Source organism: Streptomyces longhuiensis (genome assembly GCF_020616555.1).
GTDB classification, from domain to species: domain Bacteria; phylum Actinomycetota; class Actinomycetes; order Streptomycetales; family Streptomycetaceae; genus Streptomyces; species Streptomyces longhuiensis.
The window spans coordinates 2,835,899-2,861,940 of record NZ_CP085173.1 but is presented as its reverse complement, the minus strand read 5'-3'; the positions used below and the strand labels follow the sequence as shown (position 1 = coordinate 2,861,940).

The window sequence follows — 26,042 nt, the reverse complement described above, 5'->3', positions numbered from 1 at the left end:
GGGGCGCGTACCCGTTCCCCGCGGCCTCCGTCACCTCCGTCGCCCCGGCGCCACCACCGACGCCCGCTCGACCACGGGGCACTCCAGGACGCGCTGGGTCGCGGGGTCGACGTCCTCGTCCGCGGCCACCGAGTCCAGGAGCAGGTCCACCGCCGCCGCGCCCATCGCGTGGTGCGGCAGCGCGATCGTCGTGAGCGCCGGGACGAGGTGGTCGGCCATCTGGTCCTGGTCGTCGTAGCCGACCACCGACAGATCGTCCGGTACGGAGATGCCGAGGCCGGCCGCGGCGAGCAACACACCTGTGGCCACACGGTCGTTGGCGCAGACGATGCCCGTGGGGCGCGCGTCCGGATCCGCCGTGTCCAGGACGCGCAGCGCGCCCGCGTAGCCCTCGTCGATCTGCCAGCCCACCCGCAGCGTCCACTCGGGGCGGGCCTTCAGCCCGGCGGCGCGCAGTCCGTCGCCGAAGCCGCGGGCCCGGTCGGACGCCGCGATGTTGTCCGTCTCGCCGCCGAGCAGCGCGATGTCGCGGTGGCCCGCCCGGATCAGCACGTCGACCGCCGACCGGCCGCCCCCGCGCTCGTCCGCGACCACCGAGGCGTACGAACCGGGCTCTCGCGCCACGCAGTTGGCGAGCACGCACCGCTCGGGCGCCAGGGCCGTCGGCACGCTCGTGCTGCGCATCGACATCGCGGCGTAGACGATTCCGTCGACCCGGCGGGCCCGCAGCTCGGCGACGGCCTCGGCCTCCAGGGCGGGGTCCTTGCGGGATTCCAGGAGCAGCACCTGGTGGCCACGCGCGCGTGCCGCCTCCATGGCCCCGAGCACCATGCGTCCGGCGAACGGGCTGGTCGCGATCTCGTCGCTGAGCATGCCGATGACCGCGCTGCGGCGGGTGCGCAGGGAACGGGCGACCTCGTCCGGGCGGTAGCCGAGCTCGTCGGCCGCCGCCCTGATCCTCGCCTGGGTGTCGGCGGAGAGGTTGCCCTGCGCCCGGCCGCTGAAGACGAAGGACACGGCGGCACGTGAGACGCCGGCCAGTTCGGCCACGTCGCGGGCGGTGGGACGGTTCACGCGGTGCTCTCTCCCGGGGCGGCGGATGACGTCTGACGTCCGTACAGGATGCCGCAGAAGCGGGACGGCCGGGACGGTGCGGAACAAGGGCGGCCGGGATGGTCCGGAACAAGGGCGGCCGGGATGGTCCGGGACGGTGCGGAACAAGGACGGCCGGGACGGTGAAGAGGAAGGGCCGTCAGGATGGTGCCGAAGCAGGACGGCCAGGGTGCGGAGGAAGGGCCGCCATGGCGCAGAACCAGGGCGGCCCGGAAGCGACGGATGTGGCCGGCGCCAGGGTCCCACGAGGCACCATCCGCCCCACCGGTATCGTCGGATCTGTCACCCATGTGCGCCTTGGCGTGCAGTGGCCCACCCGTCCTCGCCCCGACCGACCCCTGGAGTCCCCATGCCCGGCACGTCGCCCGCCCGCCGAACCGTGCTGCGGGGTGCCGCCCTCGCCGGGACCGCGGGGCTCGGGATCGCCGCCTGCTCGCCGGGCGGGTCGGGGGGCCGCGCGGAGTCGGCGCCGACGGCACCGGTCGACCTCGGCAAGGCCGACGAGGTGCCCGTGGGCGGCGTCAAGCTGTACCGGGACGAGAATGTGGTGGTCAGCCGTCCGTCGGCCGACAGGTACGCCGCGTTCAGCACCATCTGCACGCACGCGGGGTGCCCCATCAGCATGCTGGAGGGCACGGAGCTCACGTGCTCCTGCCACGGCAGCAAGTTCGACGCGGAGACCGGGAAGGTGCTGCACGACCCGGCGACTCAGCCGCTGGCGAAGGTGCCGGTCGAGGTGAAGAACGGCAAGATCGTCGCGGGCCCGGCGGCCTGACCGGACCTGGACCCCGATCAGATCGGCCCCACCCCGCCGATCAGCCCTCCCAGTCCCACCCGATCCCCAGGATCCCCGCCCGCACCTGCGGCTCCACCACGTGGACCGCGCGGTGGCTCGCGCTGAGCGGCAGGTCCTGACGGCCGCCGCGCGGGGCCGCCGCCGAGTGCTGGGTGAAGCGGTGACAGCGCACGGGCAGGACGCCCTCGGTGAACCTGACCTGGAGCGCGTACTGCCCGCCCGCGAAGCCGAAGCCGCGCAGGTACTCCGACGAGGGGCCCGCCGTGCCGTCCTCGAAGCCGTAGCGGAAGAGGAACGTGTCGCCCGCCCGCAGCCGCGCGTCGAAGAGCAGCTCCGCCACGACGATGCCCGTTCCCCGGTGCCGCCGCACCCGCCCCGTGCGGCAGTTCTCCAGTGCGCGTACCGAGACGTGATCCGTGCTGCATCCCGGGTCTCCGTGGTGGACGGCCACGTAGCGGTCCACGCCGTCCTGGTGGGCGCGCACGATGTGCTGGGAGTCGAGGCCGAGGAGCTCGCGGCGTGCCCCGATCCGCACCCGCTCGTGATGGCCGACCGTGTGCAGGCCGCCGTCCGGGGACGAGCCGAGCTCGGCGAGGAACTGTTCGAGGACGCCCGAGGCCTCGACGAGCGAGCGGTAGGAGCGGGTCGAGGGGCGTCGGCGGGCCGTGTGTTCCTCGTCCTTGGCGAGCAGCCGGATCAGGGACTCGTCGGGCAGGTCCAGGATCTCCTCCAGTGCGCGCACGGCACGTAGGGACTCGGTGCGCTGCGGGCGCCTGGCCCCCTGCTGCCAGTAGCTCAGACTGGTGACGCCGACCGTGACGCCGTGGCGGGTCAGATGGTGCTGCACGCGGTGCAGCGGCAGCCCGCGCGCGGTGATCGCGGCCCGCAGGGCGACATGGAAGGGCCCCGCCCGCAGGGCCGTCTCCAGTGCGGGCACGCCGGCGTCCGCGTGCTGTGTGCCGTACGACATCCAGGGCCCTCCCCCGTGCATCCTCACAACGGCCGTCCGGCCGGGGCGTGCGCGGCCCCAATTCACCCGGCATTGAAGCGTGTTGATCTGCACCGGACAAGACTCGATGCGCAACCGTCCGGTCCGGCGGGCGGCGGGACCGCTCCGGGAAACGCGTGGGCAACCTCACTGTCGGTGGCCGCAAGTAGGGTGTCTGACATGGCCGACCCTTCCAGCTACCGCCCCCAGCCGGGACAGATCCCGGACTCCCCAGGGGTGTACAGGTTCCGTGACGAGCACCGCCGGGTGATCTACGTCGGGAAGGCGAAAAGCCTGCGCCAGCGCCTGGCCAACTACTTCCAGGACCTGGCGAACCTGCACCCCCGCACCCGCACGATGGTCACCACGGCCGCGTCCGTGGAGTGGACCGTGGTGTCCACGGAGGTCGAGGCGCTCCAGCTGGAGTACTCCTGGATCAAGGAGTACGACCCCCGGTTCAACGTCAAGTACCGCGACGACAAGAGCTATCCCTACCTCGCGGTGACGATGAACGAGGACTTCCCGCGCGTGCAGGTCATGCGCGGCCAGAAGAAGAAGGGCGTGCGCTACTTCGGTCCCTACGGGCACGCCTGGGCCATCCGCGACACCGTCGACCTGCTGCTGCGCGTCTTCCCGGTCCGCACCTGCTCCGCCGGCGTCTTCAAGAACGCCGCCCGCACCGGCCGCCCCTGCCTCCTCGGCTACATCGGCAAGTGCTCGGCCCCCTGCGTGGGCCGCGTCTCCCCCGAGGAGCACCGCGAACTGGCCGAGGACTTCTGCGACTTCATGACCGGCCGCACCGGCACGTACATCCGTCGTCTCGAGAAGGACATGACGGACGCCGCCGAGGAGATGGAGTACGAGCGCGCCGCGCGCCTGCGTGACGACATAGAGGCGCTGCGCAAGGCGATGGAGAAGAGCGCCGTCGTCCTCGCCGACGCCACGGACGCCGACCTGATCGCCCTCGCCGAGGACGAGCTGGAGGCCGCCGTGCAGATCTTCCATGTGCGGGGCGGGCGCGTGCGCGGCCAGCGCGGCTGGGTCACGGACAAGGTCGAGGCGGTCACCAGCGGTGACCTCGTGGAGCACGCGCTCCAGCAGCTGTACGGCGAGGAACGCGGGGACGCCGTGCCCAAGGAGGTCCTCGTGCCCGCGCTGCCCGAGCCCCTGGAGCCCGTACAGGAGTGGCTCACCACGCGCCGCGGGTCGAACGTGTCGCTGAGGATCCCGCAGCGCGGCGACAAGAAGGCCCTCATGGAGACGGTCCACAGGAACGCGCAGCAGGCGCTCGCGCTCCACAAGACCAAGCGCGCCTCCGACCTCACCACGCGCTCGCGCGCCCTCGAGGAGATCGCCGGGGCTCTCGAGCTGGACAGCGCCCCGCTGCGCATCGAGTGCTACGACATCTCCCACCTCCAGGGTGACGACGTCGTGGCCTCCATGGTCGTCTTCGAGGACGGCCTGGCCAGGAAGAGCGAGTACCGGCGCTTCCAGATCAAGGGCTTCGAGGGGCAGGACGACGTCCGCTCCATGCATGAGGTGATCACGCGCCGCTTCAAGCGCTATCTGGCGGCGCAGGAGAAGTCGGGGGAGTGGTCCGACGCCGAGCCGGCGGACGAGGACGGCCCGATCGAGTCCCGTCTCACCGAGGACGACGGCCGTCCCAAGCGGTTCGCGTACCCGCCCCAGCTGGTCGTCGTCGACGGCGGGCAGCCGCAGGTGGCGGCGGCCAAGCGGGCGCTCGACGAGCTGGGCATCGACGACATCGCGGTGTGCGGCCTGGCCAAGCGCCTCGAAGAGGTCTGGGTGCCCGACGAGGACGACCCGGTGATCCTGCCGCGCACCAGCGAGGGGCTCTACCTTCTGCAGCGCGTCCGTGACGAGGCGCACCGCTTCGCGATCACGTACCAGCGCACCAAGCGGGCCAAGCGCTTCAAGTCGGGACCGCTCGACGAGGTGCCCGGCCTCGGGGACGCGCGCAAGCAGGCCCTGATCAAGCACTTCGGTTCGGTGAAGCGCCTGCGATCGGCCACAATCGATCAGATCTGCGAGGTTCCCGGCATAGGCCGCAAGACGGCAGAGACGATCGTGGCGGCCTTCGCACGCGCGGAGCCCGCCGCACCGGCCGTGAACACGGCCACAGGAGAGATCATTGAAGACGAGGACCCCACGGCCACGGCCGCGGTGACCTCGGAAGGACGACGGGGGCAGGAGCCATGAACGTGAACGAGCAGGGTGAACAGGCGGCACCACAGCCGTCCCCCGATGACCGGGCGGGCCGGGCTGCGGAGACAGACGGAGCACAGGTGAGTACGGGTACGACGAGCGAGACCGCCGGGGCGTCCGATGCGGCCATCCCCGAGCTGGTGATCATCTCCGGGATGTCAGGCGCCGGGCGTTCCACGGCCGCCAAGTGTCTGGAGGACCTCGGCTGGTTCGTCGTCGACAACCTGCCGCCCGCGCTGATCCCCACGATGGTGGAACTCGGCGCCCGCTCCCAGGGGAACGTCGCCCGGATCGCCGTCGTCGTCGACGTACGCGGCCGCCGCTTCTTCACCGACCTCCACCAGTCCCTCGCCGACCTGGAGTCCCGCCAGGTCACCCGGCGCATCGTGTTCCTGGAGTCCTCCGACGAGGCCCTGGTGCGCCGCTTCGAGTCGGTGCGCCGCCCGCACCCCCTCCAGGGCGACGGCCGCATCGTCGACGGCATCGCGGCCGAGCGCGAGCTCCTGCGCGAGCTGCGCGGCGACGCCGACCTGGTCATCGACACCTCCAGCCTGAACGTGCACGAACTGCGGGCCAAGATGGACGCCCAGTTCGCCGGCGACGAGGAGCCCGAGCTGCGGGCCACGGTCATGTCGTTCGGCTTCAAGTACGGCCTGCCCGTCGACGCCGACCTGGTCGTCGACATGCGCTTCCTGCCGAACCCGCACTGGGTCCCCGAGCTGCGCCCCTTCACCGGCCTGAACGAAGAGGTGGCGAACTACGTCTTCGGCCAGCCCGGCGCCAAGGAGTTCCTCGACCGCTACACCGAGCTGCTCCAGCTCATCGCGGCCGGATACCGCCGTGAGGGCAAGCGGTACGTGACGATCGCGGTCGGCTGCACCGGAGGCAAGCACCGCTCCGTGGCCATGTCGGAGAAGCTCGCCGCGCGCATCGCGGCGGAGGGCGTGGAGACCGTGGTCGTCCACCGGGACATGGGCCGCGAATGACCGGTCGCACACTCCGGCTCGGCAGCAGGCTCCGCCGGGTCACCCCTCCCACGGGCCGCCGGCGCGGCGCCCAGCCCAAGGTCGTCGCCCTCGGCGGCGGCATGGGCCTGTCCGCGTCCCTGGCGGCCCTGAGGCGCATCACCGGCGACCTCACGGCCGTGGTGACCGTCGCCGACGACGGCGGCTCCAGCGGCCGGCTCCGTGACGAGCTGGGCGTCCTGCCGCCCGGCGACCTGCGCAAGGCCCTCGCGGCCCTGTGCGGCGACGACGACTGGGGCCAGACCTGGGCCCGCGTCATTCAGCACCGCTTCCAGTCCCAGGGCGACCTGCACGAGCACGCCGTCGGCAATCTGCTGATCGTCGCCCTGTGGGAGCAGCTCGGCGACCATGTGCAGGCCCTCGATCTGGTCGGCAAGCTGCTCGGCGCGCAAGGGCGCGTCCTGCCCATGTCCGCGGTCCCGCTGGAGCTCCAGGCCCTCGTCAAGGGGCACGACCCGGCGCGCCCCGACGACGTCGACACGGTGCGCGGCCAGGCCACGGTGGCCCTCACCCCGGGCGAGGTGCAGTCCGTGCACCTCGTGCCGAACGACCCGCCGGCCGTCCCCGAGGCGGTCGCCGCGGTCCTCGACGCCGACTGGGTGGTGCTCGGTCCCGGCTCCTGGTTCTCCTCCGTCATCCCGCATCTGCTGGTCCCCGAGCTGCTCGACGCGCTGATGGCGACGAAGGCCCGCAGGGTCCTCTCGCTGAACCTCGCGCCGCAGCCCGGAGAAACCGAGGGGTTCTCACCGCAGCGTCATTTGGAGGTTTTGGGACGACACGCCCCTAAACTCGCCCTGGACGTGGTGCTGGCCGACGAGGCCGCCGTGCCCGATCGTGAGTCCCTGACCGACGCCGCCAAGGAGGGCTTCGGCGCTGCGGTCGAGCTGGCGCCTGTGGCCAGGCCCGACGGGACTCCGAGGCACGATCCGGAGCTGTTGGCCGCCGCGTACGACCGTATTTTTCGGATGCATGGAAGGATCGGCCCATGGCGATGACGGCAGCGGTGAAGGACGAGATCTCCCGGCTTCCCGTCACCCGGACCTGCTGCAGAAAGGCAGAGGTCTCGGCCATCCTGCGCTTTGCGGGCGGGCTCCACCTGGTGAGCGGCCGCATCGTGATCGAGGCGGAGCTGGACACCGCGATGGCGGCGCGACGGCTGAAGCGGGACATCCTCGAGATCTTCGGGCACAGCTCGGAACTGATCGTGATGGCGCCCGGCGGGCTGCGCCGGGGCTCGCGCTTCGTCGTACGGGTCGTGGCCGGCGGTGACCAGCTGGCCCGCCAGACCGGTCTTGTCGACGGCCGTGGCCGCCCGATCCGGGGTCTCCCGCCGCAGGTGGTCTCGGGGGCCACCTGCGACGCCGAGGCCGCCTGGCGCGGGGCCTTCCTGGCGCACGGCTCGCTCACCGAGCCGGGCCGCTCCTCCTCCCTGGAGGTGACCTGCCCCGGACCGGAGGCCGCGCTCGCCCTGGTCGGCGCCGCACGCCGGCTCCAGATCGCGGGCAAGGCCCGTGAGGTACGCGGGGTGGACCGGGTCGTCGTACGGGACGGGGACGCCATCGGCGCCCTGCTCACCCGTATGGGGGCGCACGAGTCGGTGCTCGCCTGGGAGGAGCGGCGGATGCGGCGCGAGGTCCGCGCCACCGCCAACCGCCTGGCCAACTTCGACGACGCGAACCTGCGTCGCTCGGCGCGCGCCGCCGTCGCCGCCGGGGCCCGCGTGCAGCGCGCCCTGGAGATCCTCGCCGACGAGGTGCCGGAGCACCTCGCGGCCGCCGGGCGGCTGCGCATGGAGCACAAGCAGGCCTCCCTGGAGGAGCTGGGCGCGCTCGCCGACCCGCCGCTGACGAAGGACGCCGTCGCGGGCCGTATCCGCCGCCTGCTCGCGATGGCCGACAAGCGGGCCCAGGACATGGGCATCCCCGGCACGGAGTCGAACATCACCGAGGAGATGGCCGACAACCTCGCCGGCTGACCCCGGAGCGGAACGACTCACGCCGGTGCCGGTGCCCCGCCGGGGCACGGGCACCGGCGTTTTCGCTGCGCACGAGGACCACGCGAGGTCTGACGGGACTCCTTTGACGCGCCCTTGACTTGACCATGAACTGTCATGAGTCTGGCGTCTGTTCGCTTCTGCGGTACGCCGCGACCTCTGCGGCACACCACAGCTTCTGCGGTACTCACCTGCTTCTGCGGTACACAACTGCAAGGGGGGCTCATGAGACGAAGAGCGAGATCGATCCTCGCCACCACGGCACTCATTCTGGGCGGACTGGGAGGCGCGGGGCTGACGCCCGTCGCCCAGGCGGAGAGCGGCGGTGCACCCCGGTCGGACGCCGATCCGGTCAAGGTGTTCCGCGCCGAGGTCACGAAGGAGCAGGTACCCCTGCTCCTCGCGGCCGGGCAGGACGGGCACGAACTCGGTGAACAGGCCCCCGAGAAGGGGAAGGCCCAGGTCGAGGTCTACCTCACCGACAAGCAGGCGAAGCAGCTGGAGAAGAAGGGCGTCGAACTCACCGAGCACACGCTCTCCGCCAAGGCGCGAGCCCGGGTGGCGGCCGCGGGCGACGGCGTGTTCCGCCCCTACAGCGGCAAGGGCAATCTCCAGGAGGAGATCGTCAGGACGGGCCAGGCACACCCCGGCCTCACCAAGGTCGTCTCCATCGGCAAGACGGTCCAGGGCAAGGACATCCTCGCGGTCAAGCTCACCAAGGGCGCCCGTACGACCAGGGACGGTTCGAAGCCGTCGGTGCTCTACATGTCCAACCAGCACGCCCGCGAGTGGATCACCCCCGAGATGACCCGCCGCCTGATGCACTACTACTTGGATAACTACTCCAAGGACAAGCGCATCAAGAAGATCGTCGACTCCACGGAGATGTGGTTCGTCCTGTCGGCGAACCCCGACGGGTACGACTGGACGTTCAACCCCGACGGCGACCGCCAGTGGCGCAAGAACATGCGGGACGTGAACGGCGACGGCGCGATCACCACGGGCGACGGCGTCGACCTCAACCGCAACTTCGCCTACAAGTGGGGCTACGACGACGAGGGTTCGTCCCCGAGCCCCGCCAGTGAGACCTACCGCGGCGCGAGCCCCGGCTCCGAGCCCGAGACGAAGGCCCTCGACGCCTTCGAGAAGCGCATCGGCTTCCGGTACGCCATCAACTACCACTCCGCGGCCGAGCTGCTGCTCTACGGAGTGGGCTGGCAGGTGGCCACGCCGACGCCGGACGACGTGCTCTACAAGGCGCTCGCCGGGACCCCCGAGAACTCCGCGATCCCCGGCTACCACCCGCAGGTCTCCTCCGAGCTGTACACCACCAACGGCGAGGCGGACGGACACGCGGGCAACGTCAACGGCATCGGGATGTTCACGCCCGAGATGAGCGAGTGCCAGACCGCGTCGGCCGTCGACCCGGACGACCAGTGGCGCCCCGAGGACTGCGAGTCGGTCTTCACCTTCCCGGACGACGAGAAGCTGATCCAGCAGGAGTTCACCAAGAACATCCCGTTCGCGCTCTCCGTGGCCGAGACCGCGGCGCACCCGGACCAGCCGTCCTCCTCGGTCGGCCTCGACGCGCCCGACTTCACCCCGGCCGCCTTCAGCACCTCGTACGCGCGCGGCGCCGACCAGGAGGTCTCGGTGACCGCCCGCAAGTCGGTGCGCGACAAGGAGCTCAACTACCGCGTGGACGGCGGCCGTACGCACGACGAGGACCTGCGTGCCTGGAAGGGCGGCGAGACCTACGGCGGCGACGACAACCTTCACTTCGACGCGTACCGCGCGAGGATCGAGGGCGCGGACCCGGGCGACAAGGTCGAGGTCTGGTTCACCGGACGCGGCAAGTCCGGGAAGCGCACCTCCAGCGAGCACTTCACGTACACCGTGGCCGAGCGGCCCAGGGCCGACACCCTCGTGGTCGCCGAGAACGACCCCACAGGCCAGCAGGCCAAGGCCTACGTGGACGCGCTGAAGGCGAACGGCCGTACCCCGCTCGTGTGGAACGTCGCCACCCAGGGCGCGCCGGACGCACTCGCGGTGCTCGACCACTTCAGGACCGTCGTCCACTACACGGGCGCCGACCGCCCCGGCCTCACCACCCAGCTCGCCCTGCGCGACTTCCTCAACGAGGGCGGCAAGCTGATCGAGGCCGGTGAGCAGGCGGGCGGCTCCGTCGCCATCGGCGGCACGACCACGAACGACTTCAGTCAGTACTACCTGGGCGCGTACTCGCGTACGTCGACGCCCGGCGCCACGAAGTTCGCCGGATCCGGCGTGCTCAGCGGCGCGGCCGCCGGCCTCGGCGACGCGCCCGGCAACCCGCTGAACATCGCCGCGACCTACCAGGCCACCTCCGACGTGCTGGCCAAGGCCGACTACCCGCAGTTCACGAGCGCGGGCGCCGGTGAGTACGCGGGCACCCCCAACCCGTACAGCCCGTTCGAGGGCAGCTCCATGGCCGCCGCTGTGCACACGGACGACGGCTGGAAGCGCCTGACCCGCACCATCGACCTCACCGGCGTCTCCGCCGCCGACAAGCCGTCCCTGAAGTTCCAGCTCCTGTGGGACACGGAACCCGGCTACGACCACGCGGTGCTGGAGGCGCACACGGCGGGTGCCGAGGACTGGACGACGCTGCCCGACGCCGGCGGCGCCACCACGAACGCCGTTCCGGCCGAGTGCGAGGCCGGATTCCTGATCAAGGAGCACCCGGCGCTCAAGCGCTATCTGACGCCCGGCAGCGCGGGCTGCACGGCCAGCGGCACCTCCGGCTCCTGGAACAGCTTCACGGGCGCCTCGGACGGCTGGAAGCCGGTGACCTTCGACCTGAGCGCCTATGCGGGCAAGACGGTCGAGGTCTCGCTCAGCTACATCACCGACCCCGGCAGCGGCGGCCACGGTGTCCTCGCCGACAGCGCTTCCGTCGTCATCGGCGGCGCGGCGAAGGAGACCGAGGGTTTCGAGTCGTCGTTCGGCGCCTGGAAGGTCGCGGGCCCGCCCCCGGGCAGCCCCGTCGTCACCAAGGACTGGGCCCGCGCGGGTGAACTGTTCAAGACATACGGAGCCGTCAGCACCAAGGACACAGTTCTCCTCGGATTCGGTCTCGAACACGTCGCCACGGCGGCCGAGCGGAGCGTGCTCGTGGGGAAGGCGCTGGCCTCCCTGAGGAGCTGAAAAACACCAAGCCGAAAACCGGACAAAGTACCCCGCTCACTTTTCGCGAAAAGCGCCAGATGAGCGGGAATCCCGGCGGTCCGTACCCCTACTGGGCGGTACGGGCCGCCGGGCCGCACAAGGGCCCACTCAATGTCACCCGGAGGGCTTCGGAGAGGTAGGGTCGGAGGCGGTCGGGGACATCCCATACAACTCGCCGGCGTCTAAAACCGGCGTACCAACGAGGAGATCGGTTCGTGACGATCCGCGTAGGCATCAACGGCTTTGGCCGCATCGGGCGTAACTACTTCCGCGCGCTGCTTGAGCAGGGTGCAGACATCGAGATCGTGGCTGTCAACGACCTCGGTGACACCGCGACCACCGCACACCTTCTGAAGTACGACACCATCCTCGGCCGCCTCAAGGCCGAGGTCACGCACACCGTCGACACGATCACCGTCGACGGCCACAGCATCAAGGTCCTTTCCGAGCGCAACCCCGCCGACATCCCGTGGGGCGAGCTCGGCGTCGACATCGTCATCGAGTCGACCGGCATCTTCACGAAGAAGGCCGACGCCGAGAAGCACATCGCCGGCGGCGCCAAGAAGGTCCTCATCTCGGCTCCGGCCAAGGACGAGGACATCACCATCGTGATGGGCGTCAACCAGGACCAGTACAACCCGGCGACGGACCACGTCATCTCGAACGCGTCCTGCACCACGAACTGTGTGGCGCCGATGGCCAAGGTTCTCGACGAGAACTTCGGCATCGTCAAGGGCCTGATGACCACGGTCCACGCGTACACGAACGACCAGCGCATCCTGGACTTCCCGCACTCGGACCTGCGCCGCGCCCGTGCCGCCGCCGAGAACATCATTCCGACCACCACCGGTGCCGCCAAGGCGACCGCCCTGGTCCTCCCGCAGCTCAAGGGCAAGCTCGACGGCATCGCGATGCGCGTCCCGGTCCCGACCGGCTCCGCCACCGACCTGGTCGTCACCCTTGCGCGCGAGACCACCAAGGACGAGGTCAACGCCGCGTTCAAGAAGGCCGCCGAGGACGGCGACCTCAAGGGCTACCTGTCCTACACCGAGGACCCGATCGTCTCCTCGGACATCGTCGGCGACCCGGCGTCCTGCACGTTCGACTCCTCCCTGACCATGGTTCAGGAAGGTAACTCGGTGAAGATCCTCGGCTGGTACGACAACGAGTGGGGCTACTCCAACCGTCTGGTCGACCTCACGGTCTTCGTCGGTGGCCAGCTCTAAATCCAGAGTCGGCATCTCGATGTGAGCACAGGGTCCGGACCGCGCAACGCCGCGCCGTCCGGGCCCTGTTGTGCGTCAGCCCAACCAAGAAGTCCAGGAGTCCAGCCATGAAGACGATCGACGAACTTCTCGCCGAAGGGGTCGAGGGCAAGCGGGTCTTCGTCCGCGCCGACCTCAACGTGCCTCTCGCCGACGGCAAGATCACCGACGACGGCCGCATCCGCGCCGTCCTGCCCACCGTCAAGGCCCTGGCCGACGGGGGCGCCAAGGTGATCGTCGCCTCCCACCTGGGCCGTCCCAAGGGAGCCCCGGACCCGGCGTTCTCGCTGCTGCCGGCCGCCGAGCGCCTCGCCGAGCTCCTCGGCAAGCCGGTCGCGTTCGCCCAGGACACCGTCGGCCCCGCCGCCCACGAAGCGGTGGACGGTCTGGAGCCCGGCCAGGTCGCCGTCATCGAGAACCTCCGCTTCAACGCCGGTGAGACGTCGAAGGACGACACCGAGCGCGGCGAGTTCGCCGACCAGCTGGCCGCCCTGGCCGACGTCTACGTGGGCGACGGCTTCGGCGCGGTGCACCGCAAGCACGCCTCGGTGTACGACCTGCCGGCCCGCCTGCCGCACTACGCCGGCTACCTCATCGCCACCGAGGTCGGCGTCCTGAAGAGGCTCACCGACGAGGTCAAGCGGCCGTACGTCGTCGCGCTCGGCGGGGCCAAGGTCTCCGACAAGCTCGCCGTCATCGACCAGCTGCTCGGCAAGGCCGACCGCCTGCTCATCGGCGGCGGCATGGCCTACACCTTCCTCAAGGCCCAGGGCCACGAGGTCGGCATCTCCCTCCTCCAGGAGGACCAGATCCCGGCCGTGAAGGAGTACATCAAGCGCGCCGAGGACAGCGGCGTCGAGCTGGTGCTCCCCGTGGACGTCCTGGTCTCGCCGGACTTCCCCGACCTCAAGACGAAGGCTCCGGCCAACCCCACCACCGTCGCCGCGGACGCCATCCCGGCCGACCAGGAGGGTCTCGACATCGGTCCGGAGACCCGCAAGCTGTACGCATCGAAGCTCGCCGACGCCGGGACCGTCTTCTGGAACGGCCCGATGGGCGTCTTCGAGCACCCCGACTACGCCGAGGGCACCAAGGCGGTCGCCCAGGCGCTCCTCGACTCCGCGGCCTTCACGGTCGTCGGCGGTGGCGACTCCGCCGCGGCCGTCCGGCTCCTTGGCTTCGACGAGAATGCATTCGGCCACATCTCGACCGGCGGCGGCGCCTCCCTCGAATACCTCGAGGGCAAGACGCTCCCCGGCCTTGCCGCACTGGAGGACTGACCTCAATGACCACCCGCACGCCGCTGATGGCGGGCAACTGGAAGATGAACCTCAACCACCTCGAGGCCATCGCCCACGTCCAGAAGCTCGCCTTCGCGCTGGCCGACAAGGACTACGACGCCGTCGAGGTCGCGGTCCTGCCGCCCTTCACCGACCTGCGCTCCGTACAGACCCTGGTCGACGGCGACAAGCTCAAGATCAAGTACGGCGCCCAGGACATCTCGGCCCACGACTCCGGTGCCTACACCGGTGAGATCTCGGGTCCGATGCTCGCCAAGCTGAAGTGCACGTACGTGGCGGTCGGCCACTCCGAGCGCCGGCAGTACCACGACGAGACCGACGAGGTCTGCAACGCCAAGGTGAAGGCCGCCTTCAAGCACGGCCTGACCCCGATCCTGTGCGTCGGCGAGGAGCTCCACGTCCGCGAGGCGGGCAACCACGTCACGCACACGCTGTCGCAGGTCGAGGGCGGTCTCAAGGACATCCCGGCCGAGCAGGCCGAGACCGTCGTGATCGCGTACGAGCCGGTCTGGGCGATCGGCACCGGCAAGGTCTGCGGCGCCGACGACGCCCAGGAGGTCTGCGGGGCGATCCGCGGCAAGCTCGCCGAGCTGTACTCCCAGGAGCTGGCCGACAAGGTCCGCATCCAGTACGGCGGCTCGGTGAAGTCCGGGAACGTCGCGGAGATCATGTCGAAGCCCGACGTCGACGGCGCCCTCGTCGGCGGCGCGGCGCTCGACGCCGAGGAGTTCGTCAAGATCATCCGGTTCCGCGACCAGTGAGTATGCGGTAGCGGCGTTACGTCGTACCCTTGCGGGGGCCGGGTGGCTTTCCACCGGGCCCCCGCAGCACGTATAAGTCGCAGTACGGATACATCGCAGTACGTATCAGTTCAGTCCGAGAGAATTGCCAGGAAGTAGGGACCAGCCGTGGTTATGGGGTTCTCGATCGCCCTGATCGTCTTCAGCCTGCTGCTGATGCTCCTTGTGCTGATGCACAAGGGAAAGGGTGGCGGTCTCTCCGACATGTTCGGTGGTGGCATGCAGTCGTCCGTCGGTGGCTCGTCGGTCGCCGAGCGCAACCTGGACCGCATCACCATCGTGCTCGGTCTGCTGTGGTTCGCGTGCATTGTCGTGCTCGGCCTGCTCATGAAGGTCAACAACTGACGCCGTCGCACCTGCACATCGCGCACATAAGGCCCCATGTTCGGTACGCGCCCTCCGGCGCGGCCTATCATGGGGCTTGCGTCTAGGGGCGGGGATGTAACTCCAATCACTGGACGCGCGTTGGGCCTTACGTAGACTGAGGCGCCCGCGGCGGAGTGAGACGCCGACAAGCTCCGCGGCACCATCACGCAGGGAGTTACGACCGTGGCAAGTGGCAACGCGATCCGAGGAAGTCGGGTCGGGGCGGGGCCGATGGGCGAGGCCGAGCGCGGCGAGTCCGCGCCGCGTCTGCGCATCTCCTTCTGGTGCTCCAACGGGCACGAGACGCAGCCGAGCTTCGCCTCCGACGCGCAGGTGCCGGAGACTTGGGACTGTCCGCGCTGCGGCTTCCCTGCCGGGCAGGACCGGGACAACCCGCCGGACCCGCCGCGCACCGAGCCCTACAAGACGCACCTCGCGTATGTGCGCGAGCGGCGCAGTGACGCGGACGGCGAGGCGATCCTCGCGGAGGCGCTCGCCAAACTGCGGGGCGAGATCTAGGACTTGAGCACCGGCCGGACACACCCAAGTGTCCGGCCGGACTCGTTCGGCCGTAGCGGTCCGGACAGATGCCGTATACCGGGCCCTGATCAATTAAGTTGGTCAAGCAGCGGGGCAAGGTACGTACTCAGGTACGAGAGAAGGCTGAAGTCCGAGATGAACGCAGAAAGCCGTACCAGGCTCAATCAGATGCCCGAGTGGACGGCGCTCGCCAAGCACCGGGAAGAACTCGGCGACGTGCAGCTGCGTGAGCTGTTCGCCGCCGATCCGGCGCGCGGCTCCGGCTACACGCTCCAGGTCGGTGACCTGAACGTCGACTATTCCAAGCACCTCGTCACGGACGAGACGCTGCGCCTGCTGCGCGAGCTCGCCGCCGCGACCGACGTCTTCGGGCTGCGGGACGCCATGTTCCGCGGCGAGAAGATCAATACGACCGAGGACCGGGCCGTGCTGCACACGGCGTTGCGGGCCCCGCGTGACGCGGTGGTCGAGGTCGACGGTGAGAACGTCGTCCCGCAGGTGCATGCCGTCCTCGACAAGATGGCCGTGTTCGCGGGCAAGGTCCGTTCGGGGGAGTGGACGGGGCACACCGGCAAGCGGATCAAGAACGTCGTGAACATCGGCATCGGCGGCTCGGACCTGGGTCCCGCGATGGCGTACGAGGTGCTTCGCTCCTTCACCGACCGGGACCTGACGGTCCGTTTCGTGTCGAACGTGGACGGTGCTGACCTGCACGAGGCCGTGCGTGATCTCGATCCGGCCGAGACGCTGTTCATCATCGCCTCGAAGACGTTCACCACGATCGAGACGATCACCAACGCGACCTCCGCGCGCAACTGGCTCCTCACGGGCCTGAGGGCCGGCCAGGACGCCGTGGCCAAGCACTTCGTGGCCCTGTCGACGAACGCCGAGAAGGTGTCCGACTTCGGCATCGACACGGCCAACATGTTCGAGTTCTGGGACTGGGTCGGAGGCCGTTACTCGTACGACTCGGCCATCGGCCTCTCGCTGATGATCGCGATCGGCCCGGACGCCTTCCGGGAGATGCTCGACGGGTTCCACCTCGTCGACGAGCACTTCCGCACCGCCCCCGCCGAGTCCAACGTCCCCCTCCTGATGGGCCTGTTGGGCATCTGGTACGGCAACTTCCACGACGCGCAGTCGCACGCGGTGCTCCCGTACTCGCACTACCTGTCCAAGTTCACGGCGTACCTCCAACAGCTCGACATGGAGTCGAACGGCAAGTCCGTCACGCGGGACGGCACGGAGGTCGACTGGCAGACGGGTCCCGTCGTCTGGGGCACCCCCGGCACCAACGGGCAGCACGCCTACTACCAACTGATCCACCAGGGAAAGAAGTTGATCCCGGCGGACTTCATCGGGTTCGCCGAGCCCGTGGCGGACCTGTTGCCGGGACTCGTCGCACAGCACGACCTGTTGATGGCCAACTTCTTCGCGCAGACGCAGGCCCTCGCCTTCGGCAAGACCCCGGCCGAGGTCCGTGCCGAGGGCGTGCCCGAGGAACTCGTGCCGCACAAGACGTTCCGGGGCAACCACCCGACGACGACGATCCTCGCGAAGCGGCTCACGCCGTTCGTCCTGGGCCAGCTCATCGCCCTCTACGAGCACAAGGTGTTCGTCCAGGGCGCCGTCTGGAACATCGACTCCTTCGACCAGTGGGGCGTCGAACTCGGCAAGGTCCTCGCCAAGCGCGTCGAGCCCGCCCTCACCGAGGGCGCCGACGTGCCGGGGCTCGACCCGTCCACCAAGGCGCTGGTGGCCAAGTACCGCGAGTTGCGGGGCCGTTGAGTGCCTGAGCGGCGCATCTAATTGGGGTGCGGCGCCGCCCCCGGCGGGTGACACTGCTCCGGTCGCGTCACCTGCCGGGAGGACCCCATGGACCAGCTCATGTCCGCGCTCGCCGACCCCGAACGACTGAAGCTCTACGCGCGGATCGTGCTGGACGAGCTGGAGCCACGCGACGAGGACTCCCCGGCCGTCCGCAAACACCTGGGACGACTCGTCTCCACCGGGCTCGTCGAACGACGGCCGGACGGAACGCTGCGGGCGGACCCCTCCGTGTTCCGCCGCGAGCGCCCGGCGGAGATCCATCCCGCCGTGCCGCGCCGCCTCACGGGGTTCTTCGCACGCGGCCGCCTCACCTCGATCCCGGTCCGCGCCACCGTGCGCCGCGAACTCCTCGTCCACCTCACGGACACGCTCTTCGACACCGAGCGCACCTACACCGAGGGGGAGGTCAACGACGCGTTCCGCACCGTCCACGAGGACACCTCGGCGCTGCGCGGGTACTGCGTGAGCGACGGGCTGCTCGTACGGGAGCGCGACGGCAGCAGCTACCGCAGGGCGCACGCGTAGAGGCCCCGCACCAGCCAACTGGGGTGCGGGGCCTCTGCGTTCGTGTCGTCTCGCGTGGCGAGCCTCAGGCGACGTGCGGTGGATACAGCTCGGGCGGAAGCTGCGAGGCCGCCGCCGAGTCGAGCAGCCACAGCGTGCGCGAGCGGCCGTACGCGCCCGCGGCCGGCGCCTGGATCTCGCCCGCGCCGGACAGCGCGATCGCCGCGGCCTCCGCCTTGTCCTCGCCCGCCGCGAGCAGCCACACCTCACGCGCGGCCCGGATCGCCGGGAGCGTGAGCGAGATGCGGGTGGGCGGCGGCTTGGGCGCGCCGTGCACACCGACGACGGTGCGCTCGGTCTCCCGGACCGCCGGCAGCTCGGGGAAGAGCGACGCGACATGCGTGTCCGGGCCGACCCCCAGCATCAGGACGTCGAACGTCGGCACCGGACCGTGGTCCTCCGGCCCCGCCGCGGCGGCCAGTTCGGCCGCGTACACCTGCGCGGCGGCGTCCACCTCGTACGGGCCGTCCGAAGCCGGCATCGGGTGCACCCGGTCCGGGTTCAGCGGCACCGAGTCGAGGAGCGCCTCGCGCGCCTGCGTGTAGTTCCGCTCGGGGTCGCCGTCCGGCAGGAACCGCTCGTCGCCCCACCACAGGTCGAGGCGCGTCCAGTCGACCGCGTCCCGGGCGGGAGCGGCGGACAGGGCGGCCAGGAGTCCGTTGCCGTTGCGCCCGCCCGTCAGGACGACGGACGCGTAGCCGCGGGCGGCCTGGGCGTCCACGATCTTCGTGATGAGCCGGGCCGCGGCGGCCTGCGCCATCAGCTCCTTGTCGCGGTGCACCACCAACTGGGGTGCCGTGCTCATCACTTGGCGGCCGCCTTCGAGGCGGACTTCTTGGCGGCGGACTTGGCGGGCGCCTTCTTGGCCGCCGTCTGCTTCGCCGCCGCCTTCTTCGCGGGAGCGGAAGCTGTGGCCGGTGCGGCCGCGTCGGCCGCGGGCTTCTGTCCGTCCGCCGCCGCCGGGTCCGCCGGGTCACCGAGCCGGTCCACGCCGAACTTCAGCGCGGCCGCGTACGTGTCGTCCGGGTCGAGACGGCGCAGCTCCTCCGCGATCAGCTCGGACGTCTCGCGGCGCTTGAGCGCCACCGCGCGGTCCGGCTGGCCCTGGATCGACAGCGTGGCCAGCGAACCGTCCGGGCGGTCGAGCACGATGGCGCCGCAGTCCGTCTGCATGCGCACCGCCGTCAGACCGGGGCCCGACGACAGCGACCGCTTGACCGGTACGTCGAGCCGACCCGCGAGCCACATGGCGAGCAGCTCGCAGCTCGGGTTGAACTCCTCGCCCTCCACCTCCACCGAGTTGACCTTGCAGGTCACCTGGTCGAGAGCGGCGGCGAGCATGGAGCGCCACGGCGTGATCCGTGTCCACGACAGGTCCGTGTCACCGGGCGTGTAGGCACCGGCGCGGGCCTCCAGCTCGTCGTTGGGCTGCTCCGCCGCGTACGTGTCCGTCACACGGCGCTGGGCGAGCGCGCCCAGCGGGTCCTTGGCCGGGTCGAGCGGCGCGTTCACCGGCCACCAGGCCACGACCGGGGCGTCCGGCAGGAGCAGTGGCAGGACGACCGACTGGGCGTGGTTGATGACCTCGCCGTACAGCCGCAGGACGACCGTCTCGCCGGTCCCCGCCTCCGCGCCGACCCGCACCTCGGCGTCGAGCCTCGACGTGGTGCGGTCGCGCGGCGAACGGGAGACGCGCTTGATGACCACGAGGGTCCGCGAGGGGTGCTCGCGGGACGCCTCGTTGGCGGCCTTCAGCGCGTCGTAGGCGTTCTCCTCGTCGGTCACGATGACGAGGGTGAGCACCATGCCGACGGCGGGGGTGCCGATGGAGCGGCGGCCCGTCATGAGCGCCTTGTTGATCTTGCTGGACGTGGTGTCCGTGAGGTCGATCTTCATGGCCGGCGCCAGCTCCGTCCGTCTCGTGCGAGCATCTCGTCCGCCTCGGCGGGCCCCCACGTGCCGGACGCGTACTGGGCCGGCTTGCCGTGCTTGTCCCAGTACTTCTCGATCGGGTCGAGGATGTTCCAGGACAGCTCGACCTCCTCCGTGCGCGGGAAGAGGTTCGAGTCGCCGAGCAGGACGTCCAGGATCAGCCGCTCGTACGCCTCCGGGCTCGACTCCGTGAACGACTCGCCGTACGCGAAGTCCATCGACACGTCCCGGATCTCCATGGAGGTGCCGGGCACCTTGGAGCCGAAGCGGACCGTGATGCCCTCGTCCGGCTGGACGCGGATGACGATCGCGTTCTGGCCGAGTTCCTCCGTCGCCGTGTGGTCGAAGGGGGAGTGGGGCGCGCGCTGGAAGACGACGGCGATCTCGGTGACGCGGCGGCCGAGGCGCTTGCCGGTGCGCAGGTAGAAGGGGACGCCCGCCCAGCGGCGGTTGTCGACCGACAGCTTGATGGCCGCGTAGGTGTCGGTCTTCGACTTGGGGTCGATGCCGTCTTCCTGGAGGTAACCGACGGCCTTCTCGCCGCCCTGCCACCCGGCCGCGTACTGGCCGCGGACCGTGTGCTCACCGAGCTCCTTGGGCAGCCGGACCGCGCCGAGGACCTTGGCCTTCTCGGCGACGAGCGCGTCCGCGTCGAAGGAGGCGGGTTCCTCCATGGCGGTGAGGGCCATGAGCTGGAGGAGGTGGTTCTGGATGACGTCACGGGCTGCGCCGATGCCGTCGTAGTAGCCGGCGCGGCCGCCGATGCCGATGTCCTCGGCCATCGTGATCTGCACGTGGTCGACGTACGACCGGTTCCAGATCGGCTCGAAGAGGGTGTTGGCGAAGCGCAGGGCCAGAATGTTCTGGACGGTCTCCTTGCCGAGGTAGTGGTCGATCCGGAACACCTGGTCCGGGGCGAACACCTCGTGCACGATCGCGTTCAGTTCCTTGGCCGACTCGAGGTCGTGGCCGAACGGCTTCTCGATGACCGCGCGGCGCCACGAACCCTCGGGCGCGTCCGCGAGGCCGTGCTTCTTCAGCTGCTGCACGACCTGCGGGAAGAACTTGGGGGGCACGGAGAGGTAGAAGGCGAAGTTGCCGCCCGTCCCCTGCGCCTTGTCGAGCTCCTGCATCGTCGACTTCAGGCGCTCGAAGGCGTCGTCGTCGTCGAAGTTGCCCTGGACGAAGCGCATGCCCTGGACGAGCTGCTGCCAGACCTCCTCGCGGAACGGCGTACGCGCGTGTTCCTTGACCGCGTCGTGCACCTCCTGCGCGAAGTCCTCGTCCTCCCATTCGCGTCGGGCGAAGCCGATCAGTGAGAAGCCCGGCGGCAGCAGACCTCGGTTGGCGAGGTCATAAACGGCGGGCATCAGCTTTTTACGGGACAAATCGCCCGTGACACCGAAGATGACCAGGCCCGACGGCCCCGCGATACGCGGGAGCCGTCGGTCTGCGGCGTCACGGAGCGGGTTCGCTCCATGAACAGGGGTCAAGATCTCAGCCCTCCGAAGGGGCGAGGCGCTGGAGCTCCGCCTCGGTCGACTTGAGCAGGTCGTTCCAGGACGCCTCGAACTTGTCGACGCCCTCGTCCTCGAGCACCTGCACGACGTCGTCGTACGAGATGCCGAGCTTCTCGACAGCCGCGATCTCCGTGCGGGACTGGTCGTACGTCCCGGCGATCGTGTTGCCGGTGATCTCACCGTGGTCGGCGGTCGCGTCGAGCGTGGCCTCCGGCATGGTGTTGACGGTGCCGGGCGCGACCAGGTCCACGACGTACAGGGTGTCCTTGTACGCCGGGTCCTTCACGCCGGTCGACGCCCACAGGGGGCGCTGCTTGTTGGCCTGCGCCTTGTCGAGCGCGGCCCAGCGGTCGGAGGAGAAGACCTCCTCGAACGCCTCGTAGGCGAGACGGGCGTTGGCCAGCGCGGCCTTGCCCTTGAGCGCCTTGGCCTCGTCGGTACCGAGGGCGTCCAGGCGCTTGTCGATCTCCGAGTCCACACGGGACACGAAGAAGGACGCCACCGAGTGGATCTTGGAGAGGTCCAGGCCCGCGGCCTTCGCCTTCTCCAGACCCGCCAGGTACGCGTCCATGACCTCGCGGTAGCGCGCCAGCGAGAAGATCAGCGTCACGTTCACGCTGATGCCCTTGCCGATGACCTCGGTGATCGCGGGCAGGCCCGCCTTCGTCGCCGGGATCTTGATGAGCGTGTTGGGACGGTCCACCAGCCAGGCCAGCTGCTTGGCCTCGGCGACGGTGGCCGCCGTGTTGTGGGCAAGACGCGGGTCGACCTCGATCGACACGCGGCCGTCCTGGCCCTCGGTCGCGTCGAAGACCGGACGCAGGATGTCGGCGGCGTCACGGACGTCCGCCGTCGTGATCATGCGGATGGCCTCGTCGACGGTGACCTTGCGGGTGGCGAGGTCGGCGAGCTGCTGCTCGTAACCGTCACCGTGCGAGATCGCCTTCTGGAAGATCGACGGGTTGGTCGTGACGCCCACGACGTGCTGCTGGTCGATCAGCTCGGCAAGGTTGCCGGAGGTGATCCGCTTTCGCGACAGGTCGTCCAGCCAGATCGCGACGCCCTCTTCGGAGAGGCGCTTCAGTGCGTCTGTCATGGAAAATGCATCTCCTACGTGTCGTATATGAGCGTCAGCGCTGGGCTGCGGCGAGGGATTCCCGGGCGGCCGCGGCCACGGCGTCACCGGTGAAGCCGAACTCCCGGAAGAGGACCTTGCCGTCGGCGGAAGCACCGAAGTGCTCCAGCGAGACAATCCGACCGGCGTCACCGACGAAGCGGTGCCACGTCAGACCGATACCGGCCTCGACCGCCACGCGCGCCTTGACCGACGGCGACAGGACCGAGTCCTTGTACTCCTGGTCCTGCTCGTCGAACCACTCCACCGACGGCATGGACACGACCCGCGTCGGGATGCCCTCGGCCTGAAGCCGCTCACGCGCCTCGACGGCGAGCTGCACCTCGGAACCGGTACCGATGAGGATCACCTGCGCCGGGCCGCCCTCGGCGTCGAGCAGGACGTAACCACCCTTGGCCGCGTCCTCGTTCGCCTCGTACGTCGGCACGCCCTGACGGGTCAGCACGAGGCCGTGCGGAGCGCCCTTGCCGAACACCTTCGTGTACCGCTTGAGGATCTCGCGCCAGGCGATCACGGTCTCGTTGGCGTCCGCGGGGCGGACGACGTTCAGACCGGGGATCGCGCGCAGCGCCGCCAGGTGCTCGACCGGCTGGTGCGTCGGACCGTCCTCGCCCAGACCGATCGAGTCGTGCGTCCACACGTACGTGACCGGCAGGTGCATCAGGGCCGACAGACGGACCGAGTTGCGCATGTAGTCGGAGAACACCAGGAAGGTGCCGCCGTAGATGCGGGTATTGCCGTGCAGCGCGATGCCGTTCATCTCGGCGGCCATCGAGTGCTCGCGGATGCCGAAGTGGATCGTGCGGCCGTACGGGTCGGCCTCCGGCAGCGGGTTGTCCGCCGGGAGGAACGACGACGTCTTGTCGATCGTCGTGTTGTTCGAACCCGCCAGGTCGGCCGAGCCGCCCCACAGTTCGGGGATGACCGGGCCGAGAGCCTGGAGGACCTTGCCGGACGCGGCGCGGGTGGCGACACCCTTGCCGGTCTCGAAGGTCGGCAGGTGCGACTCCCAGCCCTCGGGCAGGTCGGTCGCCTCGATGCGGTCGTACTCGGCGGCGCGCTGCGGGTTGGCCGTGCGCCAGGCGGCGTACGACTTCTCCCACTCGGCCTTCGCCTCGCGACCGCGGTCCAGGGCCTCACGCGTGTGTGCGATGACCTCGTCGGCGACCTCGAACGACTTCTCCGGATCGAAGCCGAGCACGCGCTTGGTGGCCGCGACCTCGTCGTCGCCGAGCGCCGAGCCGTGCGCGGCCTCGGTGTTCTGCGCGTTCGGCGCGGGCCAGGCGATGATCGAGCGCATCGCGATGAAGGACGGACGCTCCGTCTCGGCCTTCGCGGCCTCGATCGCGGCGAACAGGGCCTCGGGGTCGAGGTCGCCGTTCTCCTTCGGCTCCACGCGCTGCACGTGCCAGCCGTAGGCCTCGTACCGCTTCATGGTGTCCTCGGAGACCGCGGTCTCCGTGTCACCCTCGATCGAGATGTGGTTGTCGTCCCAGAGCAGGACGAGGCTGCCGAGCTTCTGGTGCCCGGCCATCGAGGACGCCTCGGCGGAGATGCCCTCCTGGAGGCAGCCGTCGCCGGCGATCGCGAAGATGTGGTGGTCGAACGGGGAGGTGCCGGGGGCCGCCTCCGGGTCGAACAGTCCGCGCTCGAAACGGGCGGCCATCGCCATGCCCACGGCGTTGGCGACACCCTGGCCGAGCGGCCCGGTCGTCGTCTCCACGCCCGTGGTGTGCCCGTACTCCGGGTGTCCCGGGGTCTTGCTGCCCCAGGTGCGGAACGCCTTCAGGTCATCGAGCTGGAGGCCGAAACCGGCCAGGTACAGCTGGATGTAGAGGGTCAGGGACGAGTGTCCCGCGGACAGCACGAACCGGTCGCGCCCGACCCAGTCGGCGTCCGCCGGGTCGTGCCGCATCACCTTCTGAAAGAGGGTGTACGCGGCCGGTGCCAGGCTCATCGCCGTACCCGGATGGCCGTTACCGACCTTCTGTACGGCGTCCGCGGCCAGGACACGAGCGGTGTCAACCGCCCGCTGGTCCAACTCGGTCCACTGGAGGTCTGTGGTGGTCGGCTTGGTGCTCACCCTGGGTCAGGGCTCCTCTCCACATGTCGAATGCCGGTGATGATGGGCTCACCGGCTGTTGTCGAGCCTACCCCTGCGAGTACGCGCATTTTTTCGACTCAATCCAGACTGCCGGGCCGTGCCGGAATCCGCCTCCTGACGGGCATCCGCGCCGCTCGACAAGTGAATGTGCGACCGCTCATCTGGGGCGCTCCGAAACACGAACCGACCCCCACGAAGAGCCAGGTATAGGCAACGTCTACAGTGGCGTGGTACGCGCGAGCCTTTACCGGGACTTCACATCCGGGGGGCTTGCTGGGAGTCTCTGTCAGGGGTGTGCGTGACGGCCGTCGAATCCCGTCCAGCGGGGCAACTCGGGACGAGCATCAGCTCGAGCCAACGGCCGCTCGGGGCCCGGGTCAAGGCATTCGTGGCGCTGACCAAGCCGCGGATCATCGAATTGCTGCTGATCACCACGGTTCCGGTCATGTTCCTCGCGCAGCAGGGTGTGCCCGACCTGAAGCTGGTGTTCCTCACCTGCCTCGGCGGCTACCTCTCCGCGGGCGGCGCCAACGCGCTGAACATGTACATCGACCGTGACATCGACGCGCTCATGGAGCGCACGTCGCAGCGTCCACTGGTCACCGGAATGGTCAGCCCCCGGGAGTGTCTCTCCTTCGGCATCGCCCTCGCGGTCATCTCCACGCTGCTGTTCGGGCTGACCGTCAACTGGCTGTCCGCCTGGCTCTCGCTCGGCGCGCTCCTCTTCTATGTGGTCGTCTACACGATGATCCTGAAGCGCCGCACCTCGCAGAACATCGTCTGGGGCGGCATCGCCGGCTGCCTGCCGGTCCTCATCGGCTGGTCCGCGGTCACGAACTCGATGTCGTGGGCCCCGGTCATCCTCTTCCTCGTCATGTTCTTCTGGACGCCGCCGCACTACTGGCCGCTGTCCATGAAGGTCAAGGACGACTACGCGCGCGTCGGCGTGCCGATGCTGCCCGTCATCGCCTCCAACAAGGTGGTCGCGAAGCAGATCGTCATCTACAGCTGGGTGATGGTCGCCGTCTCCCTGCTCCTGACGCCGCTCGGCTACACCGGCTGGTTCTACACCGCGGTCGCCCTGCTGGCCGGCGGGTTCTGGCTGTGGGAGGCCCACGGGCTGCAGAACCGCGCCAAGGCCGAGGTGGCGGGCGCGAAGCTCAAGGAGATGCGGCTGTTCCACTGGTCGATCACGTACGTCTCGATCCTCTTCGTGGCGGTCGCGGTGGACCCCTTCCTGCGCTGACCCACCCGGAAACTTCCGACGGGCGGGGGGAGTGGCCAAGGCCACGCCCCCCGCCCGTCGCCAGTTGATCTACCTCTCAGTAGCATCCTGT

Annotated in this window: 21 protein-coding genes; 14 read left to right on the top strand and 7 right to left on the bottom strand. The window is 69.8% G+C overall.

Annotated features, from left to right (window positions below; genetic code table 11):
• Positions 1-30: 30 nt before the first annotated feature.
• Complete coding sequence (locus tag LGI35_RS13410) at positions 31-1,074, bottom strand: LacI family DNA-binding transcriptional regulator (RefSeq protein WP_227294082.1); 1,044 nt, start codon at positions 1,072-1,074, stop codon at positions 31-33.
• A gap of 388 nt (positions 1,075-1,462) precedes the next feature.
• Between LGI35_RS13410 and LGI35_RS13405 the strand changes: the two genes are divergently transcribed.
• Positions 1,463-1,888, top strand: a complete 426-nt coding sequence (locus tag LGI35_RS13405; RefSeq protein ID WP_227294081.1) for a Rieske (2Fe-2S) protein — start codon at positions 1,463-1,465, stop codon at positions 1,886-1,888.
• A gap of 40 nt (positions 1,889-1,928) precedes the next feature.
• On the opposite strand, the gene LGI35_RS13400 is transcribed toward LGI35_RS13405, so the two are convergent.
• Positions 1,929-2,879 carry a hypothetical protein gene (locus tag LGI35_RS13400; protein ID WP_227294080.1) on the bottom strand — a complete coding sequence of 317 codons (951 nt, stop codon included), beginning with the start codon at positions 2,877-2,879 and terminating at the stop codon, positions 1,929-1,931.
• 198 nt (positions 2,880-3,077) lie between these two features.
• Between LGI35_RS13400 and uvrC the strand changes: the two genes are divergently transcribed.
• The 12 genes from uvrC to LGI35_RS46595 all read left to right on the top strand — a co-directional run bounded on the left by uvrC (position 3,078) and on the right by LGI35_RS46595 (position 17,975).
• Positions 3,078-5,117, top strand: coding sequence for an excinuclease ABC subunit UvrC (gene uvrC, locus LGI35_RS13395; protein ID WP_227294079.1), 2,040 nt, complete (start codon positions 3,078-3,080; stop codon positions 5,115-5,117).
• On the top strand, positions 5,114-6,109 hold the full coding sequence (gene rapZ / locus LGI35_RS13390) for an RNase adapter RapZ (RefSeq protein ID WP_227294078.1): 996 nt from the start codon (positions 5,114-5,116) through the stop codon (positions 6,107-6,109). The genes uvrC and rapZ overlap by 4 nt, the downstream gene beginning before the upstream one ends.
• Positions 6,106-7,143 carry a gluconeogenesis factor YvcK family protein gene (locus LGI35_RS13385; RefSeq protein WP_116502729.1) on the top strand — a complete coding sequence of 346 codons (1,038 nt, stop codon included), beginning with the start codon at positions 6,106-6,108 and terminating at the stop codon, positions 7,141-7,143. Before rapZ ends, LGI35_RS13385 begins: the two co-directional genes overlap by 4 nt.
• Positions 7,134-8,123, top strand: a complete 990-nt coding sequence (gene whiA / locus LGI35_RS13380; protein ID WP_116502730.1) for a DNA-binding protein WhiA — start codon at positions 7,134-7,136, stop codon at positions 8,121-8,123. Before LGI35_RS13385 ends, whiA begins: the two co-directional genes overlap by 10 nt.
• Before the next feature lie 243 nt (positions 8,124-8,366).
• Positions 8,367-11,327, top strand: a complete 2,961-nt coding sequence (locus LGI35_RS13375) for a M14 family metallopeptidase (RefSeq protein ID WP_227294077.1) — start codon at positions 8,367-8,369, stop codon at positions 11,325-11,327.
• 236 nt (positions 11,328-11,563) lie between these two features.
• Positions 11,564-12,574, top strand: a complete 1,011-nt coding sequence (gene gap, locus LGI35_RS13370) for a type I glyceraldehyde-3-phosphate dehydrogenase (protein WP_227294076.1) — start codon at positions 11,564-11,566, stop codon at positions 12,572-12,574.
• A 107-nt stretch (positions 12,575-12,681) separates the two neighbouring features.
• Entirely contained in the window at positions 12,682-13,893 is a 1,212-nt protein-coding gene (locus LGI35_RS13365) for a phosphoglycerate kinase (RefSeq protein ID WP_227294075.1), read from the top strand.
• A gap of 5 nt (positions 13,894-13,898) precedes the next feature.
• Positions 13,899-14,675 carry a triose-phosphate isomerase gene (tpiA, locus tag LGI35_RS13360; RefSeq protein ID WP_227294074.1) on the top strand — a complete coding sequence of 259 codons (777 nt, stop codon included), beginning with the start codon at positions 13,899-13,901 and terminating at the stop codon, positions 14,673-14,675.
• A 153-nt stretch (positions 14,676-14,828) separates the two neighbouring features.
• Positions 14,829-15,059: a preprotein translocase subunit SecG gene (gene secG / locus LGI35_RS13355; protein WP_100592391.1), complete on the top strand. Its 231-nt coding sequence runs from the start codon at positions 14,829-14,831 to the stop codon at positions 15,057-15,059.
• A gap of 204 nt (positions 15,060-15,263) precedes the next feature.
• On the top strand, positions 15,264-15,599 hold the full coding sequence (locus LGI35_RS13350; RefSeq protein WP_003976875.1) for an RNA polymerase-binding protein RbpA: 336 nt from the start codon (positions 15,264-15,266) through the stop codon (positions 15,597-15,599).
• Between the two features lie 156 nt (positions 15,600-15,755).
• Complete coding sequence (gene pgi / locus LGI35_RS13345; protein WP_227294073.1) at positions 15,756-17,408, top strand: glucose-6-phosphate isomerase; 1,653 nt, start codon at positions 15,756-15,758, stop codon at positions 17,406-17,408.
• 87 nt (positions 17,409-17,495) lie between these two features.
• The gene (locus LGI35_RS46595; RefSeq protein ID WP_423835704.1) at positions 17,496-17,975 is read left to right on the top strand and encodes a DUF2087 domain-containing protein; all 480 of its coding nucleotides are present in this window, start codon (positions 17,496-17,498) and stop codon (positions 17,973-17,975) included.
• Between the two features lie 64 nt (positions 17,976-18,039).
• Here the strand turns inward: LGI35_RS46595 and pgl are convergent, their stop codons facing one another.
• Genes pgl through tkt form a run of 5 tightly spaced genes read right to left on the bottom strand, consistent with a single transcriptional unit; the run spans position 18,040 to position 24,684 of the window.
• On the bottom strand, positions 18,040-18,819 hold the full coding sequence (gene pgl / locus LGI35_RS13335) for a 6-phosphogluconolactonase (RefSeq protein ID WP_227294072.1): 780 nt from the start codon (positions 18,817-18,819) through the stop codon (positions 18,040-18,042).
• Complete coding sequence (opcA, locus tag LGI35_RS13330; protein ID WP_227294071.1) at positions 18,819-19,910, bottom strand: glucose-6-phosphate dehydrogenase assembly protein OpcA; 1,092 nt, start codon at positions 19,908-19,910, stop codon at positions 18,819-18,821. The genes pgl and opcA overlap by 1 nt, the downstream gene beginning before the upstream one ends.
• Complete coding sequence (gene zwf / locus LGI35_RS13325; protein WP_227294070.1) at positions 19,907-21,439, bottom strand: glucose-6-phosphate dehydrogenase; 1,533 nt, start codon at positions 21,437-21,439, stop codon at positions 19,907-19,909. The genes opcA and zwf overlap by 4 nt, the downstream gene beginning before the upstream one ends.
• 4 nt (positions 21,440-21,443) lie before the next feature.
• A complete protein-coding gene (gene tal, locus LGI35_RS13320) occupies positions 21,444-22,562 on the bottom strand; it encodes a transaldolase (protein WP_227294069.1) in 1,119 nt (372 codons plus the stop codon).
• Between the two features lie 34 nt (positions 22,563-22,596).
• Positions 22,597-24,684 (bottom strand): transketolase, encoded by a 2,088-nt coding sequence (gene tkt, locus LGI35_RS13315; RefSeq protein ID WP_227294068.1) that lies wholly within the window; start codon positions 24,682-24,684, stop codon positions 22,597-22,599.
• A gap of 313 nt (positions 24,685-24,997) precedes the next feature.
• On the opposite strand from tkt, the gene LGI35_RS13310 reads away from it, so the two are divergent.
• A complete protein-coding gene (locus LGI35_RS13310; protein WP_227294067.1) occupies positions 24,998-25,951 on the top strand; it encodes a heme o synthase in 954 nt (317 codons plus the stop codon).
• Positions 25,952-26,042 lie beyond the last annotated feature (91 nt).